An 18100-nucleotide genomic window follows, 5' to 3' on the forward strand; every position below is an offset into this window, starting at 1 on the left:
GCCCGAAATGCCAGGGGGCCGGTTCACGGGCGGGGGGGCGGGGCGGCCTGTAAGGGGGGCGGGGGCGAAGGCTTCGGGCGGCTGCCCTCCCGCGCGGCGAAGATGAAGGTCGCGACGAACGCCACGAAGAAGAGGGCGAAAATGACGAGGAGGCGCTTGAGGGACGGATCGAGTTTGCGTGGCATGGGGTCCCCCCTCAGGGGCCATCTGTCGGGTCTTTGATTTTCGTGAGCTTGCCTCGAAGCCCGGTGGAAACGTGAACCTGGTTGTGGGCGTCCACGATGACGCCTTCCACCTGGGGCGTCTCCTCGATGATACGCAGGGCCTTGTCGGGGCCGAGGATGAGGAGAGCCGTGTCGAGTAGGTCCGCCATGAACGCGCTGGCCGCGAGGATTGTCACCGACCGAATGTCCGTCGAAGGAAACCCCGTGCGGGCGTCGAGGATGTGGTGGTAGCGCTTGCCGTCCTGAAGAACGAAGCGCTCGTAGTCGCCCGAAGTGTTGAAGGCCTGATTTTCGAGGTCGATCCGGAAAATGATCTGCCCGTGAGGGCCGCGGGGGTCCTGAATGCCCACGCGCCAGGGCCGGCTGCCACGCCGGCCTCCTGCGTAGAGGTCACCGCCGGCCTGCACGATGAAGTTTTCGATGCCGGCCTTGCGGAGCGCGGCCACGGCGCCCTCGACGGCGTAGCCCTTGGCCACGCCCCCGAGGGTGATGCGCATACCGGGGCGTCGCAACATGACGGTGCGCGCCGCTTCGTCGAGCACGACGTCCTGGTAGCCGACGAGAGCGAGGCGCGCTTCGACCTCGGCCGGTGGGGGCAGGCTTCCGTCGTTGTCCTCGTCGAATTTCCAAAGGCCCTTGAAGGCGCCGACGGTGATGTCGAAGGCGCCTTCGGTGAGGCGCGAGACCCAGAGGCTCTGCTTGATCACCTCGAAGGTCTCGGAAGAGACCGGTACGGCGGCGAGGCCTGCGTTGGCGTTGATCCGCGAGACCTCGGAGCTGTCCCGCCACGTGGTCATCAGGCCTTCGAGCCGCACCAGCTCGTCCAGCGCGGCGTCGATGGCTTGGCGGGCGCGCGCTTCGTCGTGAAAGTAGACCTTCACGTCGCAGAGGGTGCCCATGCACGTCCGCTGGCCCTCGATCACCTGCGACACAGGGGGAGACGCCTCCGGCTTCGTCGCGCGCTTGCGCTCACAGGAGGAGGCAACGAGGGTCATTGCCCCCAACGCAACGAGCACGAGGCTGCGGGCCCCGCGAAGGCGCGAACGAGAGCTGAGGGCAAGCGGGCAGGGCATGTCGAGCACAGGCAGGGGCGATCGCAGCGGGACACAGGGTGACCGCCGAGGCGCCTGCGGGTTTTAGTACCTGGCGCGGAGGCTGTCACGGACGGGGGCCATCGGGCGGCGGCTCGCTATACTGCGCCGGATGTCGTTTCGACCTCCGAGTGATATCGCGATCGTGGGCGGCGGGGTCATGGGTTGCGTGGTGGCCTTGCGCCTGGCGGGGCGCGGGTTCCGCGTGACCGTGGTGGAGCGGGGGGTGCCCGGCGCCGAGGCGTCGAGTGCGGCCGCCGGCATCCTCGGGCCTCAGTGGGAGGCCGAAGGGCCCGGGCCGCTCCTGGACCTCGGCCTCGTGAGCCGGGCGATGTACCCGGAGTTTTCCCGAGAGCTGCAAGAGCTCACCGGCATGGACATCGGCTACAAACGCTGCGGGGTCATCGAGCTCGCCCTGGATCCCGAGGGCGAAGAGGCGTTGGCGGATCGTCAGCGTTGGCAAAGCCGGCAAGGGCTTCGTGCCGAGTTCCTCGGGGGGGCCGGCGTCAGAGCGCTCGAACCGGAGCTTGGCCCGGCGGTCCGGGCGGGGCTCTACATGCCCGACGAGGCGGCGGTCAACCCCCGGACGCTTGCGCGGGCTTTGTCGCAGGCGGCAGCCGCAGCGGGCGTGAGGTTCGTGCAAGGCCACTACGTGCGCCGGGTCGACATTGCGGCGGGCCGCGTGCAGGGGCTTTCGCTCGACGGCGAGGCCATCGTCGCGGACGCGGTGGTGGTGGCGGCGGGGAGCTGGTCGTCCCTCGTCGAAGGTGGTCAGGTGCCGGCGCCCGTGGTGCGGCCCGCGCGGGGACAGGCGTTGAGCGTGCAGATGCGGCCGCCCCTGTTTCGGCACGTGTTGGCGCCCTACCGCCGTGGTTATCTCGTGCCCCGCGACGACGGCATGGCCGTCGTGGGAAGCACGCTCGAGATGGTGGGTTACCGGAAGGAGGTGACGGTCGAGGGGCTGTCCTTCATCCTGCAGACCGCCGAGAGTGTTCTGCCAGGCCTTGGCCCCCTGCCCATCACCGAAACCTGGTCCAACTTCCGGCCCTTCACCGCCGACCACCTGCCGGTGTTGGGGGCCACCGAGGTGGAGGGCTTGTTCCTCGCCACGGGGCACCACCGGTACGGCATCCTGCTCACGCCCGTCACCGGCCAGCTGCTCGCCGCGCAGATCGCAGGCGACGCACCTGCCGTGGACCCTACGCCCTTTTCCGTGTCGCGCTTCGGCCCCGTCGAGACCGTGCGCTCCGCTTGAGCGCTCAGACGTGGTCCTTCAGGGCCGGGTACAGCGCCCGGAAGCGCGCGTAGGGGGCGTCGTAAGACCGATGCGCCTTGCGGTTGGGCTTTTCGGGGGGCAAGCGGGTGAGGGTCTTGCGACAGGCGGTGCCGAGGTTCGGGTAGAGGCCGGCGCACACGGCTGCCAGAAGCGCCGCACCGAAGGCGGGCCCCTCGTCCCGGTTCACTTGCACGACCGGCAGGCCAAACACGTCGGCCTGAAGCTGCCTGAGGAAGGGGCTCTTGGCTCCCCCTCCCGTCAGGAGCAGGCGGGCGATCGGCAGCTCCAGGTCCTGCAGGAGGGAGACGGAATCGCGCAGGCCGAAGGCGATGCCTTCGAGCACGGCCCGCGCCAGGTGGGCCCGGTCGTGCGCGAGGGAAAGCCCCACGAAGGCGCCGCGGGCGGCCGCATCGCGGTGCGGGGTGCGCTCGCCCTGCAAATAGGGAAGGAACGTGAGCCCGGCCGCGCCGATGGGCACACCGGCCGCTTCTTCGTTGAGCTGAAGCTCGGGGCTCTTTCCGGTGGTCTTGCGATGAAGGTCGCGCGCCATCTGGTCTCGGAACCACGCGAAGGCGCCGCCAGCGGTCAACATGACGCCCATGACGTACCAGGTGTCGGGCACCGCGTGACAAAAGGTGTGGACTCGCAGCGCGGGGTCGACCAGCGGCAGCGGGGTGGGTGCCAAAACGGTCCCCGATGTGCCCCAGCTTGCAACGGCAACGCCCGGCTCGATCGCACCCACGCCCAGGGCGCCGCAGGCGTTGTCGGCCCCGCCGCCCGCCACCACGAGGCCCTCGGGGAGGCCCGTTTGCCGGGCTGCCTCGCGCGTCACGGTGCCGCTCGGTTCGGTGGAGCCCACCACATCGACGGTGAGTGCGCGCGACAGGCCCACGGCGTCCAGCACCTCCCGGCTCCAGGTGCGCTTGACCGTGTCGAACATCAACGTGGCCGAAGCATCCGAAGGATCCGTGGCCAGGGTTCCCGTGAGGCGAAAGCGGATGTAGTCCTTGGCAAGTACCACTTTGGCCAGGCGGCGAAACGCGGCGGGCTCGTGCCGGCGCAACCACAAAATCTTGGGCAAGGTGAATCCCTCGAGCGCCGGGTTGCAGGCGGTCTTGCGGAGGCGCTGTGCGCCGACTGCCGTGGTGATGTCCGCGCATTCGGCGCTCGTGCGACCATCACACCACAGCAAAGCGGGGCGAATCACGAGGCCTTGGGCGTCCAAAAAGACTGCCGAGTGCATCTGGCCCGAAAGTCCCACCGCGCCGAGCTGAGACCGAGAAACCTGTGCCGTCCCGAGAGCCCTGCGAACGGCCTTTCGCGTTGCAGTCCACCAGTCCTCGGGGTTCTGCTCGGCCCAACCGGGCTGCGGGGTCGAGAGCCGAAGGGGCTGGGTTGCCTCTCCCCGCACCCGGCCGGTCTCGTCGACCACGATGACCTTTACCCCGCTCGTGCCGACATCGATTCCTACGACGTGCTGCATGACAGGCTCTGTGTAACGCGTTCCCGACTGCAAGGGAAGTTACTGCCGAAAATCAGGTAATTCGAGCGGCCGTGCCAGGTGGGGTGTGACGCAGCCCCCACGAGCTTGGTCCCGAAGAGAGCTCTGTGTTAAGGCAGCGCTCGACTGACGAGCCGTTCTTCCGAACAAACGCGGCCCGCCACGTGCCTGCGACCCCCAAAGACCCGAGACACACCTTTGCGAACTCCCGACCCGCTTCCGGAGGACCCCCCGAAAATGCTCATCGAAGAGAGGCGCCGTCGGTTGCTGGACGCCGTGAACGCCCGTGGCTCCTTGAGCGTGGCCGAAGCCGAGCGAACCCTTCAGGTGAGCCGCATGACGGTGCATCGGGACCTGGACGTGCTCGCGGCCCAGGGCCTGGTGCGGAAGGTGCACGGCGGCGTGGTGGCGCTTTCGCAGCGGGGGACCGATCTCTTCGACGCGCGGGCTCAACCCTTCGAGGACCGCCTGGCGATCGGGCGTGAGGCCAAGCGCACCATCGCGGCGCACGTTGCACGGCTCATCGAGAAGGCCAACACCCTGCTGCTCGACTCGAGCACCACGGTGTTCCAGCTGCACGAGCACCTGGGGGCGGAGCGGGGGCACGAAACGTATATCGTGACAGGCAGTTTGCCCCTGTTCTCGGAGCTCGCGCGCAAACCGGGCGGGCTTCGCGTGGCGTTGCATGGGGGCGAGCCCCACGTGCGGACCGGCTCCCTGGTGGGGCCGCTGGCCATCAACAGCCTGGCCGAGGCGCGCTTCGATTTCGTGGTGCTTTCCTGCCTGGGCGTCGTGCCCGAAGAGGGGAGTGTCTTCGTATCGAGCTCGGACGAGGTGCAGCTCAAGCTGGCCTACACGAAGCACGCCCGCCGCAGTGTTTTGGCGGTGGACACGTCGAAGTTCGGCCAATCGGGCGCCCACAAGCTGGGGGAGCTCTCGCGTTTCGATTTCATCGTCACCGAACGAGGCGCGTTCACGCAGGCCGAATTCGCGGCTCAGAAGAGGTAGTGCACTTCCGACATGTCCCGGATGCGGGCGGCGGCTTGCTCGGCGGTGAGATCGCGCTGCGGATCGGCGGTCATTTCGTAGCCCACCTGGAACTTCTTGACGGACGCCGAGCGCACGAGGGGCGGGTAGTACTCGGCGTGAAGCCGCCAGGACCCGTGATCCTCACCGTCGGTGGGCGCGCCATAAAAGCCCATGCTGTACGGAAACGAGCAGGAAAACAGGTTGTCGTACCGCACACACACCCGTCGCATGAGATCCGCCAGCCCGTCGCGTTCCTCGTTGGTGAGGGAAGGCAGGTCGGGGACGCGCCTCCGCGCGATCAAGGTCACCTCGAAGGGCCACACGGCCCAAAACGGCACGAGCGCGGTGAAATGCTCGTTTTCGCAAATGATGCGCTCGCCGAGGGCGCGTTCGCGCTCCAGGTAATCGCCGAGCAGGTCGTTGCCGAACTTGGCGAGATAGGCCCTTTGCGTGTCCCGCTTCTTGCGGGGCTTTTCGGGGATGTGTTCGGAGGCCCAGACCTGGCAGTGCGGGTGCGGGTTGCTGCAGCCCATGATCGCGCCCTTGTTCTCGAACACCTGCACGTAGCGAATGAAGTCCTTTGCGCCAAGGTCCTGCACCTCGTGGGCCCAGGTGTCGATCACCGCCCTCACGGCCGATGTCTCCATGCGCGGAATCGTCAGGTCGTGGCGGGGCGAAAAGCAGATCACGCGGCACACGCCGCGCTGGCTTTCTACCTGGAAAAGAGCGTCGTTCGCGAAGGCGATGGATTCGCCTTCGGGCATGAGCGCTGCGAAGTCGTTCGTGAACGCGAAGGTCTCTGCAAACGGGGGGTTCACCTCGCCGTTGGCGCGGGTGTTGCCGGGGCAGAGGTAACAGGTGGGGTCGTAGGCGGGCCGATCGTCTTTTTGGGGCTCGTCCACTTGCCCCTGCCAGGGACGCTTCAAGCGGTGCGGCGAACACAAGACCCACTCTGCGAGCAGGGGGTTATAGCGGCGATGGGGACCTTCGGGAAGTTTCGTGCTCATCGAGAAGCCGCGTTTATATCGTTTTCGGCTGCCCTCGGCCACGTCTCACGGCTTCGTTTGTACCCTGGCTCGCCCCGTGGGCGGCGCCGCCACAGCGTGTATCTGCTGGCGGTGCGCGTACTGAAAACCTGCAGAGGCTGGTAATGTTGCTGGGCGTAGGCTCGCAGCGCGGGGAGGCTGCCCAATCCCCCGCTGTCCCCGATCAGGAGCAGCGTATGGGGCTCTGCTTCGAGAAGCGCGAAGACTTCGTCGAGCCTGAGGTTGCCGGCGCGGAACCGCTGCACGTTCGTGTCGACGACGTCGCCGGGGATCCGAACACCGGCGGCAAAGGCCACGGCGGGCGCCACGGTGGAATCGCCGAGGAGCAGGGTCCTGGGGTTGCGGGCGGCTTCGGCTTTCACCGCGCTCACCAGCTGCGGTTGCACGTCGAGCCACCGGCTGCGCTGCCACAGGTACTGCGTGAGGGCGTGGGCCTCGCGACCGGGGACACGGACGCCGCTCTGCCAGAACGCGGCGCGAACGAGCGCGTTCAACGGGCCAAGGCCTGGGGCATCCTGCCAGCCGTAGGTTTGCGCGTAGGTGGCCAGCTGCTCCGACCTTCGCGGCGAGACCCAGGTGCGCAGGGGCTCTCGCAGGGGACCCAGCAGGGCGAGCGCCGCGAGAAGCGGCCCGAGCGCCTGCCGCAGCGGCCATCGCGCCCCGGGGCGCCGCCGCAGAGGCCACCAGGACAGAAGCGACTCCGCCACCCGTGCGGAGCCCCAACCGGCTAGAAGCGCCAACGGTAGGAATGCCGGCTGAAAATAAAACGGGAACACCCGGGGCCGGGTGGCCATGGCGGCGAAGGTCACCCCTGCCGAAAGCCCCGCGAGAGCGGCCAGGGCACGAGAGCCTCCGGAGCGGGCCAGCTCGGCCGCGGCCCCTGCGACGGCCAGCGCGAAGAGCGTCCAGTTGTCGAAGAGCACGAAGCCGAGTTGCCGCGCGCCCTCGCCAGGCGTTCCCACCTTGTCGAGATGAAACCCGTAGACCTGCTGCCAGAAGGCCGAGCCCACGAGGCCCCAGGCCAGAAGATGCACCGCCGTGTAGAGGCCCCCGGCCGCCGTGGCAGTCCGCAGGAGGGACTGGCGCCCCCGCAGGCCCGCCGCCAGGACCAACGTCGCCGCCGCCGGCGCCGCCTGGAGCAGGGTCAAGGGGGCACACGCAACGGCAAGGCCCGCCGCCATGGGGCGACCGCAGGTGAGCAGCCAGGCTCCGAGCGCCAGCCAGCCGGTGGCCTGGCAAATCCCGGTGTCGGTGGCCGAAGCCTTCAGGAAGCTCTCGGAAAAGAGCAGGCTCGTGGTCGCCCACACGGCGGCCCCGGCGCGCACGCAGGCCCGAACGTCGGGCAGGGTTCGCCACGTGATGCCGAAGGCGGCCATGCCCGAGGCCGCGGCGCCAAGACACGTGGGCAGCCGCGCCAGCAGCTCTGAGGGCCCGAAGAGCCAAAACACGAGCGTCGTGGGAAGCAGGTGGAAGGGCGGGTGCGCGTGGAAAAAGTCTCGGTAAGGCCACGTTCCTTGGGACAAGCGCCAGGCGCCATAGAAGTAGATGCCTTCGTCCGCCGGATGCGGCAAGAGCGCGAAGGCCTGCATGACGAAGAAGGCCGCAAGCGCGAGCCCCAAGAGCCCGAGGCCCACGAAGCGCGCGCGCCCCTGAGGCGCGCCTGCGTCAGCCGCTGGTCCGGGCGCGTCTCTTGGGAGCCTCTCAGCGTGGGCGCGTGTTGCTATTTGAGCCATCATCTTCGCCAGCTGGCGCGTTGACGTGGGGTCTTCATGGCCAAGGTCTCGCGATTCGGTCACGATCTATCGAGAAGGTCAACGATGCCGGACCGGCGAAGCGTCAAAGTACAGTCCTTCCCCGGAGGCTTCCGCCGTCTGTGGCCTGGTCCTCCCTTTCGTTTGCCTGCCGGACGCGACACCAGCCTGGTACGAGAGGTGCTGTCCCACGGCGGAACGCGCTTGCGGCGCGCCGCGGAGGTCTTCGCCTCCTTTGAGCACCTCATGGCCCTGGCGGAGTCCGGCTGGCTCGGTCCACCCCGCGCTTCGGCCCGCGTCTCCATGGCAGAGTCTCGCGAACGGCTCTGCGCGATCGCCGCGCGGTCCCGCGGTCCCGCCTCCCTTGCCGAGTTTCGTCCTGGTGAGCCCGTGCTGGTCACCGGGCGGGTGCAGAGTCTCGACGCTGCGGCGCCGTCCCGAACGCTGTTCTGGCATTGGGAGCCCTGGGCCTACAACGCCGAGGAGTTCTTCGCCGAAGAAGATCCGTGGCCGTTGCCGAAGGAACCGCGCTACGTCGAGACAGCCTACGACTTTTTGCTCATCGACGAAAACGCCCGCTCCGCCGTTCGGGTGTGCGTGGCCGGCGCGCACTTGGTGGCTGCGGCGCGGCTCCTGGCGGGCACCCGCATCGGCGTGCTCGGTTTCCTCGACGAGGAGGTGAGCCCGGAGGGCGAGCGGGCCAGCGTTCGCGAGGTCCCGATGCGCCACGTTCTCCGATCGGGAGGCAGCCTGCCCTTGCTCGTGCTGGGTAAGCGAGAACCCCTCCCGGCGCCTTTGGCCTGAAGCGGGCCCCAAGCCGGGGCCCGGGGCGTGCGGTCATCGCGCCTCGCAATGCACGCTGACGGTGAACCCTTCGTAAAGGTAGGCGCGGCGGAGGGTGCCGCGCTCGCCACAGACCCGCGTGTCACCTTCGGGGAGCAGGCAGAGCTCGCGCGTGCCCGCGCGAGTGCGTACCGATACCCGCCGCTGGGGCGGGATCTCGCCGAGCGGATAGCCATCGATCGAGAGCTTCGTCGCCCGGGGGCAGCGGGCATTGTCGATGGTGATCCAGATCGCCGGGGCTGCCCCGGTGGTTGTCGGCGGTGCCCCCGGTTTCGCGCGCAACTTGTTCGACGCAGACGCAGACGAAGCGGAGGGCAGGGGCGCGTCGAGCTCGAAGGCTTCCGGGTCGGCCGCGTCTCCTTCGGGGCTCGCCGAGGGACCCATCAGGGTTTTGGTCGCGCAGCCCGCGTACCTAAGCTCCGTGGCGAGCTGGTCGTGAAACGCCACGCGCATCTCGCGGTAGTCGCGCACGAGATCGCCGTAGCGCGAGGCGGCCTGTTTTGCCTTGAGCCGGTAGTCGGGGGTGAGCGCAATTCCGTCTCCGAGAGACTCGGCGCGCGCGATGTCTCGGTAAAGCTCGCGCAGCTTCTGGCCCAGCCTCAGGTACTGGTTACCCGCGAGGTAGGAGCGTCGAAAAAGCTCTGCCACGTGGGGCGGACAGGACGGCGCAGGGCCTTGCCGCTCCGGGAGCTTGCCGAGGGTCTCGTGGATGGAGGTGGCAAAGGCGTCGCGCACGCGTTCCATTTCAGCACGCAGCCCAAGGAATTCGTCGATCGAGCGCCGGAGGGCCAGGGCGTCCGGGAAGACGGGGTCGACCCGCGGGGGCGTGGCGGTCTCGAACGTCTCGACCCGAGCCGCAGGCGCGGCATCGGCCGCGGTCAGGCTCGCCGACGCGGCCAGGAGCTGAAGACACCCAAAAACGTTCATCGACTGCTTTCGGGAAAAAGTATGGCCCTGCGCCGGCAGCATGCCAAAAAGCGGGATACGCTCTGTCTTTCGTCTTTGCCGAGCCTTCTCATGTCCCGACCCGCATCTGCTCCGATCGTCCTGCCGCACACGGTGTTTTTGACCCCTCGCTCGCTGCCGCGGCCGGACATGTTGCCCGGGCGGGTGGCGGTGCTCGACGTCGCGTTCGCTGCGGAAGGGGCAGGTTCGTCTTTTGAAGGGGTGACGCTGCCCTTCATTCGCGGGCTGGGCAAGCGCCTCGCGGCCTGGGTCGACCACCACGACCACGAACGTCACGTGGAGTTCGCCGCCGATCCGCGCTTCGTTCTGTCCACGAAGGCCGAACATGGGGCGTGTCCCGAAATGGTCACGCCCGAGGTGGTCGAAGCGGCCGGCAAAGTGGATACGCTGGCGATGCATCTCGACCTCGATGGCATCTACTCGGGCGCGAAGTGGGTGCTGCGCGGTGAAGAGCCCTACCCGGGCGCCGATGCGGACGCGCGGGCGGTGGACACCCGGCGCGGCGAGCCCAGCCATCGCGCCAACCGTATCGATCGCGCCTTGCGAGCGCGCTTTCGCGACACCGAACTCAAGGTCACGGTCCTGCGCTACTTGTCTTCACGTGCGGATGACGCCAACGCTTGGGCCCAGATCGAGGCGGCCGCCCGCCAGATCGATCCGCTTCTCGACGAAGCACGCCGCATCGCCGAAGGCTTTCGGGTCGAAGACGGGATTGCGTACGTGCGCTTCGACATGCAGCGCCCTTTCGACAAGACCGAGCTTCTGTTGCTCGGCCAGCAGCGGGCGCCCATCTCCGTCGTCCATACCTCGGGCACGATCAGCGTCGCCGCCGACTTCGAGTCCGGCTTCGACTTCGTTCAGATGTTCGACATGGGCGGCGGCATGCCCACCAGGGTCTCCGTGTCCGAAGCGCGCCTGCCCGAGGTGATGCGCAAACTTGCGGCCGCCGTGGCGACGCGCAAATCATAGGTTTGGTCGCGCGCTGCGCGCCGGAAAGACCGGGACGTCGACATGGCCATACAAAGGAGAACTGCGCCGAAACAGCCTTACCTGAGGCTGGCCGATCGCATCTTGAAGGCGCAGGACAAATCGGACCAATCGAACAGAGACGGGCAACGGTTCGGCACGCTCCCCTCGCCAGCGGACATCGGTGACCTCATCGACGACCTGCTCGCGGTCCTGTTTCCGGGCTGGGGACGCACGGGGATCGCGTTCGGGACCGAGGACGACCGTCTGCGTGAACATATCGCCGCCGTGCTCGTCAGCCTCGAACGGCGGGCGGAGGACGCCGTGTTTCTGGGGTTACGACGGCGCTGCGCGATCCGGGAGAGTGAAGAGACCTGCCGTGCCCGCGCCCACGAGGTCACCCAGCGCTTCCTGGCTTCCCTGCCCGAGGTCCGCCGCCTTCTGGTGGGCGACATCGACGCCGCCTACCGCGCCGATCCGGCGGCCACGGGCACGGACGAGATCGTTTCGTGCTACCCGGGGCTCTACGCCATCGCGGTTTACCGTGCGGCGCACAGTCTCTTGGGCCAGGGGGCCCCCATCGTGCCCCGGATGATGACCGAACACGCCCACGCCCGCACCGGCATCGACATTCATCCCGGGGCGCGCATCGGACCTGCGTTCTTCATCGATCACGGCACGGGGATCGTGGTGGGGGAGACCTCGCTCATTGGTGCCAACGTGAGGATCTACCAGGGGGTGACGCTGGGGGCGTTGTCGGTGAAGGACCGGCAGGTGGAGGCCCCTGGCCGCAAACGCCACCCCACGATCGAGGACGACGTGGTCATCTACGCAAACGCCACCATCCTGGGCGGCACGACCGTCATTGGGCGCGGCGCCGTCGTCGGGGGCAACGCCTGGATCACGTATTCGGTGCCCCCCGGTGTGCGGGTGGGCGTGGGCATGTAACGCGGAGCCTGTTCAGGCCTGTTGTTGCCGCAACGCGAGCACGATGTCGCGTTGGCCATCGGCATGGTAGCTGCTGCGCACGAGCGGGCCTGCCTCCACGTGGGGGAATCCCATGTCCAGGGCGTCCTGGCGGAGCTCGCCGAATTCCTCGGGTGTGACGTAGCGGGCGAGCGGCAGGTGCTGCTTGGAGGGCCGGAGGTACTGACCCAGAGTGAGGATGTCCACACCGATGTCCCTGACTTCGCGCAGGACCTGGCGGACCTCGTCGAGCTCTTCGCCCAGGCCCAGCATGAGGCCCGTCTTCGTGACGGCGCCGCGACGCTTGGCGTGTCCCAGGATCGCGTAGGAGCGCGCGTAGCTCGCCTGTACGCGCACCAGGCGCGACAGACGGGGAACCGTCTCGAGGTTGTGCGCGAAGACGTCGGGCCCGGCCGCGAGCACCACGTCGACGGCCCCCGTGTCGCCCTTGAAGTCGCCCGTGAGAACCTCGAGGACCATCTCGGGCGAGGCCCGCTTGACCGCCGTGATGGTGGCCGCCCAGTGCGCCGCGCCCCCATCCTTGAGGTCATCGCGATCCACACAGGTAATCACCGTGTGGCGGAGGCCCAGCTCGGCCAGCATGGTGGCCACGTTGTCCGGCTCGGCGGGGTCGGGTGGTGCGGGGCGGCCCGACGGCACATCACAGAATTGACAGGAGCGCGTGCAGATGCCGCCCAGGATCATGATCGTGAGGCTCTTGCGGTTCCAGCACTCACCGATGTTGGGACACGAAGCGCTTTGGCACACCGTGTGAAGCCCCAGCTCTTTGACGCGATCGCGTAGGTCGAAGTAGTTGTCGCCCTTCGGCATCTTCATACGGATCCACGCCGGGTGGCGCGGGCCTCGGGCCTCAGGTTCGGCGGGCAGGTCGAAGCCGTCGAGCACGCGCAGGCGGCGGGGATGCACTTTCGGCTGAACTTTGGCGATGTCGGACATGGGCAGAGGTAACTCTAGCAGCCACGGCGGCGCTCGGGTCGCTCTGTCGCGGGCGGGGTGGGGCCGGGCGCCGGCGCCGAACTTGTTGCCAGGCGCAAGGAAAAGCGCTTTGAATGCGCCCATGTCAACGACCCGTCTGCCCGCGCTCGCCTTCAGCGTGGGCCCCGCTTCCTCCGCCACGGCCGAGCCCGCGCGCCTCGTGGCCGCCGAGGTGCCGGGCGCCGTTCAGCTCGATTGGGCCCGGGCCGAGGGGTGGCCCGCATATTGGAAAGCCGACAACGCACGGGCGTATGCCTTCATGGAAGACCTTTTTTGGGTCTACCGAGCGCGCTTGCCCGAAGGGACGCCCGGCCCGGGCCGGGTCCGCGTTCTGGTGCTCGAGGGCGTCGACTATCGCTGTGAGGTGCGGATCGGCGGGCAGACGAGGGCCGCCCAGGAGGGCATGTTCACGCGCATCGAGGTCGACGTCACGCGCGACGCGGGGGCCTGGCTCGAGGTGCGGGTCTGGCCGGCGCCCAAGGCCCCCGGCGCCCATCGTCCCCGGGCCGAAGCGGCGCGCTCCTGCAAGCCCGCCGTCAGCTACGGCTGGGACTGGCACCCCCGCCTGATTCCCCTGGGGATCTGGGATGAAGCGTATGTAGAAGAGCGTTGCCGCGTTCATCTCGAGCGGGTGCAGCTGACGTACGTGCTGCACGAGGCGCTCACGGCGGCCGAGCTGCGCCTGGCCACGACGCTGGCCGAGGCCCCTTCACCGGGCACCCGCCTCTGCTGGGAGCTACGGGATCCCGAGGGGCGCATCGTCTTGGCGGAGGAAACCGAGGCGTCCTCTGCGTTTTCGTTGACAGGGACCGTCGAGGCGCCCCGCCTGTGGTGGCCGAACGGGCAGGGTGAGGCCGTGCTCTACACGAGCGAAGTGACCCTGCGGGACGCCGAGGGCACAACGCTCGATCGCCGCAGCCGCCGCATGGGCTTTCGGCGCGTGCGGCTCGTGATGAACGACGGCAGCTGGGAGGAGCCCCGCGCCTTCCCGAAATCCCGGAGCGCGCCTCCCATCACCCTCGAGGTGAACGGCCGCAGGATCTTCGCCAAGGGCAGCAACTGGGTGAACCCGGAGATCTTTCCCGGGCTCATCACGGACGCGATCTACCGGCCGCTCATCGATCTGGCGAAACGGTCTCACTTCAACATCCTGCGGGTCTGGGGGGGCGGTATCGTCAACAAGCCGGCCTTCTTCGAGCAGTGCGACGAGGCGGGCCTGATGGTGTGGCAAGAGTTCCCCTTGGCCTGCAACGACTACATCGACGATCCCCACTACCTGGCGATCTTGGACCAGGAGTCCCGCTCGATCATCGAGCGGTTGCGCGAGCACCCCTCCTTGTGCCTGTGGTGCGGGGGCAACGAGCTATTCAACGTGTGGTCGGGGATGACGGATCAACACAAAGCGCTGCGCTTACTGAACCGCAACTGCTTCGACCTGGATCCGGAGATCCCTTTTCTGCCCACGTCGCCGGTGATGGGGATGGGGCACGGCGACTATCGCTTTCGCGATGAAAATGGACGCGAAGTGTTCCAGATGTTCACTGAAGCGCGCCACACGGCCTACACCGAGTTTGGGTGCCCGGGGCCTTCCGATGCCGACTACATCGCCAGCTTCGTGCCACCGGAGGAGCTGTTTCCGCCGCGGCCGGGCACGAGTTGGGAGCACCATCACGCCTTCGGCGCGTGGAGCGTGGCGGCCGAGTCGTGGCTGTTTCCCTCGTTGATCCAGGAATACTTCGGCACCTGCGACACCCTGGAGGCGCTCGTGGCCTGGGGTCAGCTGATGCAGGCAGAGGGGTACAAGACGCTCTTCGAGGAAGCGCGCCGGCAAAAGCCCCACGCGTCGATGGCGCTCAACTGGTGCTTCAACGAGCCTTGGCCCTCGGCCGCGAACAACAGCCTCGTCAACTGGCCCGCGCGACCAAAGCCCGCCTTGCAGGCCGTGGCGGCGTCCTGCCGCCCCGCACTGGCCAGCGCCCGTATCCCGCAGTTTTCGTGGATCGCCGACGATCTTTTCAAGGCCGAGCTGTGGCTCCTGAACGACAGCCCGACGCCCCTGCCGCCAGGGCTCATGCGTTGCTTTCTGCGGCACGAGGGATCCTTGGTGCCCCTTTTGTCATGGGAGTTTCCCGAGGTGCCGGCAAACCAGAACCTCGCGGGGCCCGTGGCGCGCGCGCTGTTGCCACCGCTTGCGGTCCAGACCTTCGAGTTGGTGCTGCAGGTGCAAGGGCGGCCCGCGCTGGACTCGGTCTACAGCCTGTGTTTCCGCCCCCACGTCAAACGGGATCGCGTGCGTGTGGGCTTCGTGAACAACGCCTGAGTGGCCCCTGCGCGGTCGGCCGCCCACAGGGGGGGCAGGTTTGATGGCTTGACGCCCGCGCTTCGAGTAGGGTATGCGCGCCCGGCGCCGGTAGTCACCGGGCCCCGGATACCCCCATGGACAGCCGTTTTGATTCAGAGGTGAAGCGTCGCCGGACCTTCGCCATCATTTCGCACCCGGACGCCGGGAAGACCACGCTCACGGAAAAGCTTCTGCTCTACGGCGGGGTGATTCAGCTGGCCGGGGCCGTGAAAGCCAAGCGGGGCCGCAGCGCCGCGGTGAGCGACTGGATGGAGATGGAGCGGGAGCGCGGCATCTCCATCACCACGAGCGTGCTGCAGTTTCCCTACCGGGGGCTCAAGGTCAACCTGCTGGACACGCCGGGCCACGCTGACTTCAGCGAGGACACGTACCGCACGCTGCACGCGGTGGACGGCGCCGTGATGTTGCTCGACTGCGCCAAGGGCGTCGAGGCGCAGACCCGCAAGCTCTTCCGGGTCTGTCGTCAGCGCAGCATCCCCATTTTTACCTTCGTCAACAAGATGGACCGGCCCGGGCGAGATCCCTTCGATCTCGTGGGTGAGGTGGAGAACGTGCTTGGCATCGGCGTGTATCCCATCACCTGGCCGGTGTTCTCACACGGCGTGTTTCGGGGTGTCTACCACCGCCTTGCCAAGAAGGTCTTTGTCTTCGACCAGGAGCTTGCGCGGTCGAGCGCAACCCTCGGGGCGGCGATCGCCGAGGTGGACGTGGCAGGGATCGACGATCCCATGCTCACGGAGGCGCTGGGGGACGAGGGCCATGCGCGCCTGCGTGAGGAGACGGAGCTGCTCGAGGCGGCCGGAGATGCCTTCGATCAGGAGCGCTTCTTCGCGGGTGAGGTGTCACCCATGTTCTTCGGCAGCGCCATCAACAACTTCGGCCTCGAGGCCTTCCTCGACAGCTTCTGCGAAATGATGCCGCCGCCGGGGCCTCGCAAGGCGCTCGAAGGCGTTGTCGACGCGAGCGACAACCGCTTCTCCGCCTTCGTCTTCAAGGTGCAGGCCAACATGGATCGGGCCCACCGCGATCGCGTGGCCTTCATCCGGATCTGCTCCGGGAAGTTCGAGCGGGGCATGAAGGTCAAGCGGGACAAGTCCGCCCGCGACGTGCGCCTGGCGACGCCCATGAACTTTTTGGCGCAAGACCGCTCGATCGTGGAAGAAGCGTTCGCAGGAGATGTGATCGGCATTCACGAGTCCGGGTCTTTCGAAATTGGCGACACGATCTCCGAGGGCGGCGACATTCACTACGAAGACATTCCGAGCTTCGCTCCGGAACACTTCGCGCGCCTGTTATTGGTGGATCCGATGCGTCGCAAGCCCTTCGCCAAGGGCATCGAACAGTTGGCGCAAGAGGGAACCATCCAGCTTTACCGGGCACCCGGGGGACGGGCGGGGGACGTGGTGGTGGGCGCCGTGGGCCAGCTGCAGCTCGAGGTGGTTCGCTACCGTTTGAAGGTCGAGTACGAGGTCGACGTGCGGATCGACACGGTGCCCTACACCTGTTGCCGGTGGGTGGTGCGGGCCGATGGAGCCCCGGTGGACCTGGACGCCCTCGACCGCGCCCGGATCGGCCTCGTGGTCGAGGACGTCAAAGGGCGCGCCGTGGTGCTCTTCGCCAGCGAATGGCAGATGAACGCCGCCACCCGCGAACACCCTGTGTACGTCTTCACCGAGACCGCCCGCGGGGGCGCGGTCAAACGCGACTGAGAGGCGCGGGAGGTGCCGGGTCGTGCGCGCGGAAATGGCTCTGCGCGGGCGTGACGGCTTCGTCGTTTTTGAGCTAACATCCGGCGCGTGTCGCCCCCCTCCGTTTCCTCTCTCGAGGCTGCGGCGCAAGAAGACCTTGCGCCGGCTGCCGTCCTGGAACTTCTGAGCCGCACCTTCTCCCCTGCCGACTACCGCGGCCGCCGGGTTCTGGTGATTGTGCCTGATGCCACCCGCAGCGGTCCCATCGACCGGGTGTTCAAGGCGCTGCACACGGTGATCGCCCCCGCCACGCAGGCCTTCGACGTGTTGGTAGCTCTGGGCACGCATCAAGCCATGCCGGAGGAGGCCATTTGCCAGCGGCTGGGGATCTCGCCCGCCGAGCGCGCGGGCGCCTTCGCGAAGGTCGGCTTATACAACCACGCGTGGGACGATCCGGAGGCGTTGCGCCAGGTGGGGACCCTGACTTCCGCGGAGGTCGAGGCCCTGTCCGAGGGACGCTTCGCCATGGACGTGCCCGTGGAGGTGAACAAGCGGCTCTTCGATTACGACGAGACGATCATCATCGGGCCCGTGTTCCCTCATGAAGTGGTGGGGTTTTCGGGCGGCAACAAGTACCTGTTTCCCGGCGTGGGGGGCGCACGCATTCTGAACTTCTTCCACTGGCTGGGCGCCGTGGTGACCAACCCGAAGATCATCGGGGTCGCCCATACGCCGGTGCGCCAGGTGGTAGACCGCGCCGGCGCCATGGTCACCGTGGCCAAGCGCTGCCTGGCGCTGGTGGTCGAAGGGCCGCGTCTGGCAGGCCTTTACGTGGGAAGCCCGGAAGATGCCTGGCGGGCCGCCACCCGCCTCTCGGAGCGCCTGCACATCACGTACAAGGACAAGCCCTTCCACACGATCTTGTCGTGTGTTCCTGCCATGTACGACGACTTGTGGACGGGCGGCAAGGGCATGTACAAGCTCGAGCCCGTGCTGGCCGATGGTGGAGAACTCATCATCTACGGTCCCCACATCTCCGAGGTCTCCGTGACCCACGGCAAAACGATGCTGGACATCGGCTACCACTGTCGCGACTACTTCCTCGCGCAGTGGGACAAGTTCAAACATCACCCCTGGGGCGTGCTGGCCCACTCGACGCACGTGCGGGGCGGGGGTGTGTTCGAGGGCGGCGTGGAGCGCTGTCGAGCCAAGGTAACCCTGGCCACGTCGATCCCGCCTGAGGTGTGCGCGCGGATCAACATGGGCTACCGAGATCCAGCCACGATCGACAAGGCCTCCTTCGCGAACCGCGAACACGAGGGCGTCTTGCTGGTGCCGAAGGCGGGCGAGACCCTCTTCAAGTTGCGGCAGCCTCCACCCTGGGCTGCTTGAGGC

General features: G+C 67.6%; 15 protein-coding genes. 8 read left to right on the plus strand and 7 right to left on the minus strand.

The window, feature by feature from the left end; genetic code table 11:
- Nucleotides 1–23: 23 nt before the first annotated feature.
- Nucleotides 24–185 (minus strand): hypothetical protein, encoded by a 162-nt coding sequence (locus KA712_17610; protein ID MCG5054783.1) that lies wholly within the window; start codon nt 183–185, stop codon nt 24–26.
- Nucleotides 186–196: 11 nt separating this feature from the next.
- The gene (locus tag KA712_17615; GenBank protein ID MCG5054784.1) at nt 197–1297 is read right to left on the minus strand and encodes an FAD:protein FMN transferase; all 1101 of its coding nucleotides are present in this window, start codon (nt 1295–1297) and stop codon (nt 197–199) included.
- Nucleotides 1298–1427: 130 nt separating this feature from the next.
- On the opposite strand from KA712_17615, the gene thiO reads away from it, so the two are divergent.
- A complete protein-coding gene (gene thiO / locus KA712_17620; GenBank protein MCG5054785.1) occupies nt 1428–2570 on the plus strand; it encodes a glycine oxidase ThiO in 1143 nt (380 codons plus the stop codon).
- 4 nt (nt 2571–2574) lie between these two features.
- On the opposite strand, the gene xylB is transcribed toward thiO, so the two are convergent.
- Nucleotides 2575–4074, minus strand: a complete 1500-nt coding sequence (gene xylB, locus KA712_17625) for a xylulokinase (protein ID MCG5054786.1) — start codon at nt 4072–4074, stop codon at nt 2575–2577.
- 255 nt (nt 4075–4329) lie between these two features.
- On the opposite strand from xylB, the gene KA712_17630 reads away from it, so the two are divergent.
- Nucleotides 4330–5100 carry a DeoR/GlpR family DNA-binding transcription regulator gene (locus KA712_17630; GenBank protein MCG5054787.1) on the plus strand — a complete coding sequence of 257 codons (771 nt, stop codon included), beginning with the start codon at nt 4330–4332 and terminating at the stop codon, nt 5098–5100.
- On the opposite strand, the gene KA712_17635 is transcribed toward KA712_17630, so the two are convergent.
- A complete protein-coding gene (locus KA712_17635; GenBank protein MCG5054788.1) occupies nt 5088–6128 on the minus strand; it encodes a UDP-glucose--hexose-1-phosphate uridylyltransferase in 1041 nt (346 codons plus the stop codon). The genes KA712_17630 and KA712_17635 overlap by 13 nt on opposite strands.
- The gene (locus KA712_17640; GenBank protein ID MCG5054789.1) at nt 6125–7801 is read right to left on the minus strand and encodes a hypothetical protein; all 1677 of its coding nucleotides are present in this window, start codon (nt 7799–7801) and stop codon (nt 6125–6127) included. The genes KA712_17635 and KA712_17640 overlap by 4 nt, the downstream gene beginning before the upstream one ends.
- 183 nt (nt 7802–7984) lie before the next feature.
- Between KA712_17640 and KA712_17645 the strand changes: the two genes are divergently transcribed.
- On the plus strand, nt 7985–8722 hold the full coding sequence (locus KA712_17645) for a hypothetical protein (GenBank protein MCG5054790.1): 738 nt from the start codon (nt 7985–7987) through the stop codon (nt 8720–8722).
- 33 nt (nt 8723–8755) lie between these two features.
- Here KA712_17645 and KA712_17650 read toward each other — a convergent pair whose 3' ends face one another.
- Nucleotides 8756–9688: a hypothetical protein gene (locus tag KA712_17650; protein ID MCG5054791.1), complete on the minus strand. Its 933-nt coding sequence runs from the start codon at nt 9686–9688 to the stop codon at nt 8756–8758.
- 90 nt (nt 9689–9778) lie between these two features.
- On the opposite strand from KA712_17650, the gene KA712_17655 reads away from it, so the two are divergent.
- Nucleotides 9779–10696: a hypothetical protein gene (locus tag KA712_17655; GenBank protein ID MCG5054792.1), complete on the plus strand. Its 918-nt coding sequence runs from the start codon at nt 9779–9781 to the stop codon at nt 10694–10696.
- A 42-nt stretch (nt 10697–10738) separates the two neighbouring features.
- Nucleotides 10739–11641 (plus strand): serine O-acetyltransferase, encoded by a 903-nt coding sequence (locus tag KA712_17660; GenBank protein ID MCG5054793.1) that lies wholly within the window; start codon nt 10739–10741, stop codon nt 11639–11641.
- Between the two features lie 12 nt (nt 11642–11653).
- On the opposite strand, the gene lipA is transcribed toward KA712_17660, so the two are convergent.
- Nucleotides 11654–12616 carry a lipoyl synthase gene (gene lipA / locus KA712_17665; GenBank protein ID MCG5054794.1) on the minus strand — a complete coding sequence of 321 codons (963 nt, stop codon included), beginning with the start codon at nt 12614–12616 and terminating at the stop codon, nt 11654–11656.
- A gap of 121 nt (nt 12617–12737) precedes the next feature.
- Between lipA and KA712_17670 the strand changes: the two genes are divergently transcribed.
- The 3 genes from KA712_17670 (at nt 12738) to KA712_17680 (ending at nt 18097) form a co-directional block, all read left to right on the plus strand.
- Complete coding sequence (locus tag KA712_17670) at nt 12738–14975, plus strand: hypothetical protein (GenBank protein ID MCG5054795.1); 2238 nt, start codon at nt 12738–12740, stop codon at nt 14973–14975.
- 116 nt (nt 14976–15091) lie between these two features.
- Nucleotides 15092–16726: a peptide chain release factor 3 gene (locus KA712_17675; GenBank protein MCG5054796.1), complete on the plus strand. Its 1635-nt coding sequence runs from the start codon at nt 15092–15094 to the stop codon at nt 16724–16726.
- 87 nt (nt 16727–16813) lie between these two features.
- A complete protein-coding gene (locus KA712_17680) occupies nt 16814–18097 on the plus strand; it encodes a lactate racemase domain-containing protein (protein MCG5054797.1) in 1284 nt (427 codons plus the stop codon).
- Nucleotides 18098–18100: the final 3 nt, after the last annotated feature.

The organism is Myxococcales bacterium (assembly GCA_022184915.1).
GTDB lineage: Bacteria > Myxococcota_A > Polyangia > Fen-1088 > Fen-1088 > JAGTJU01.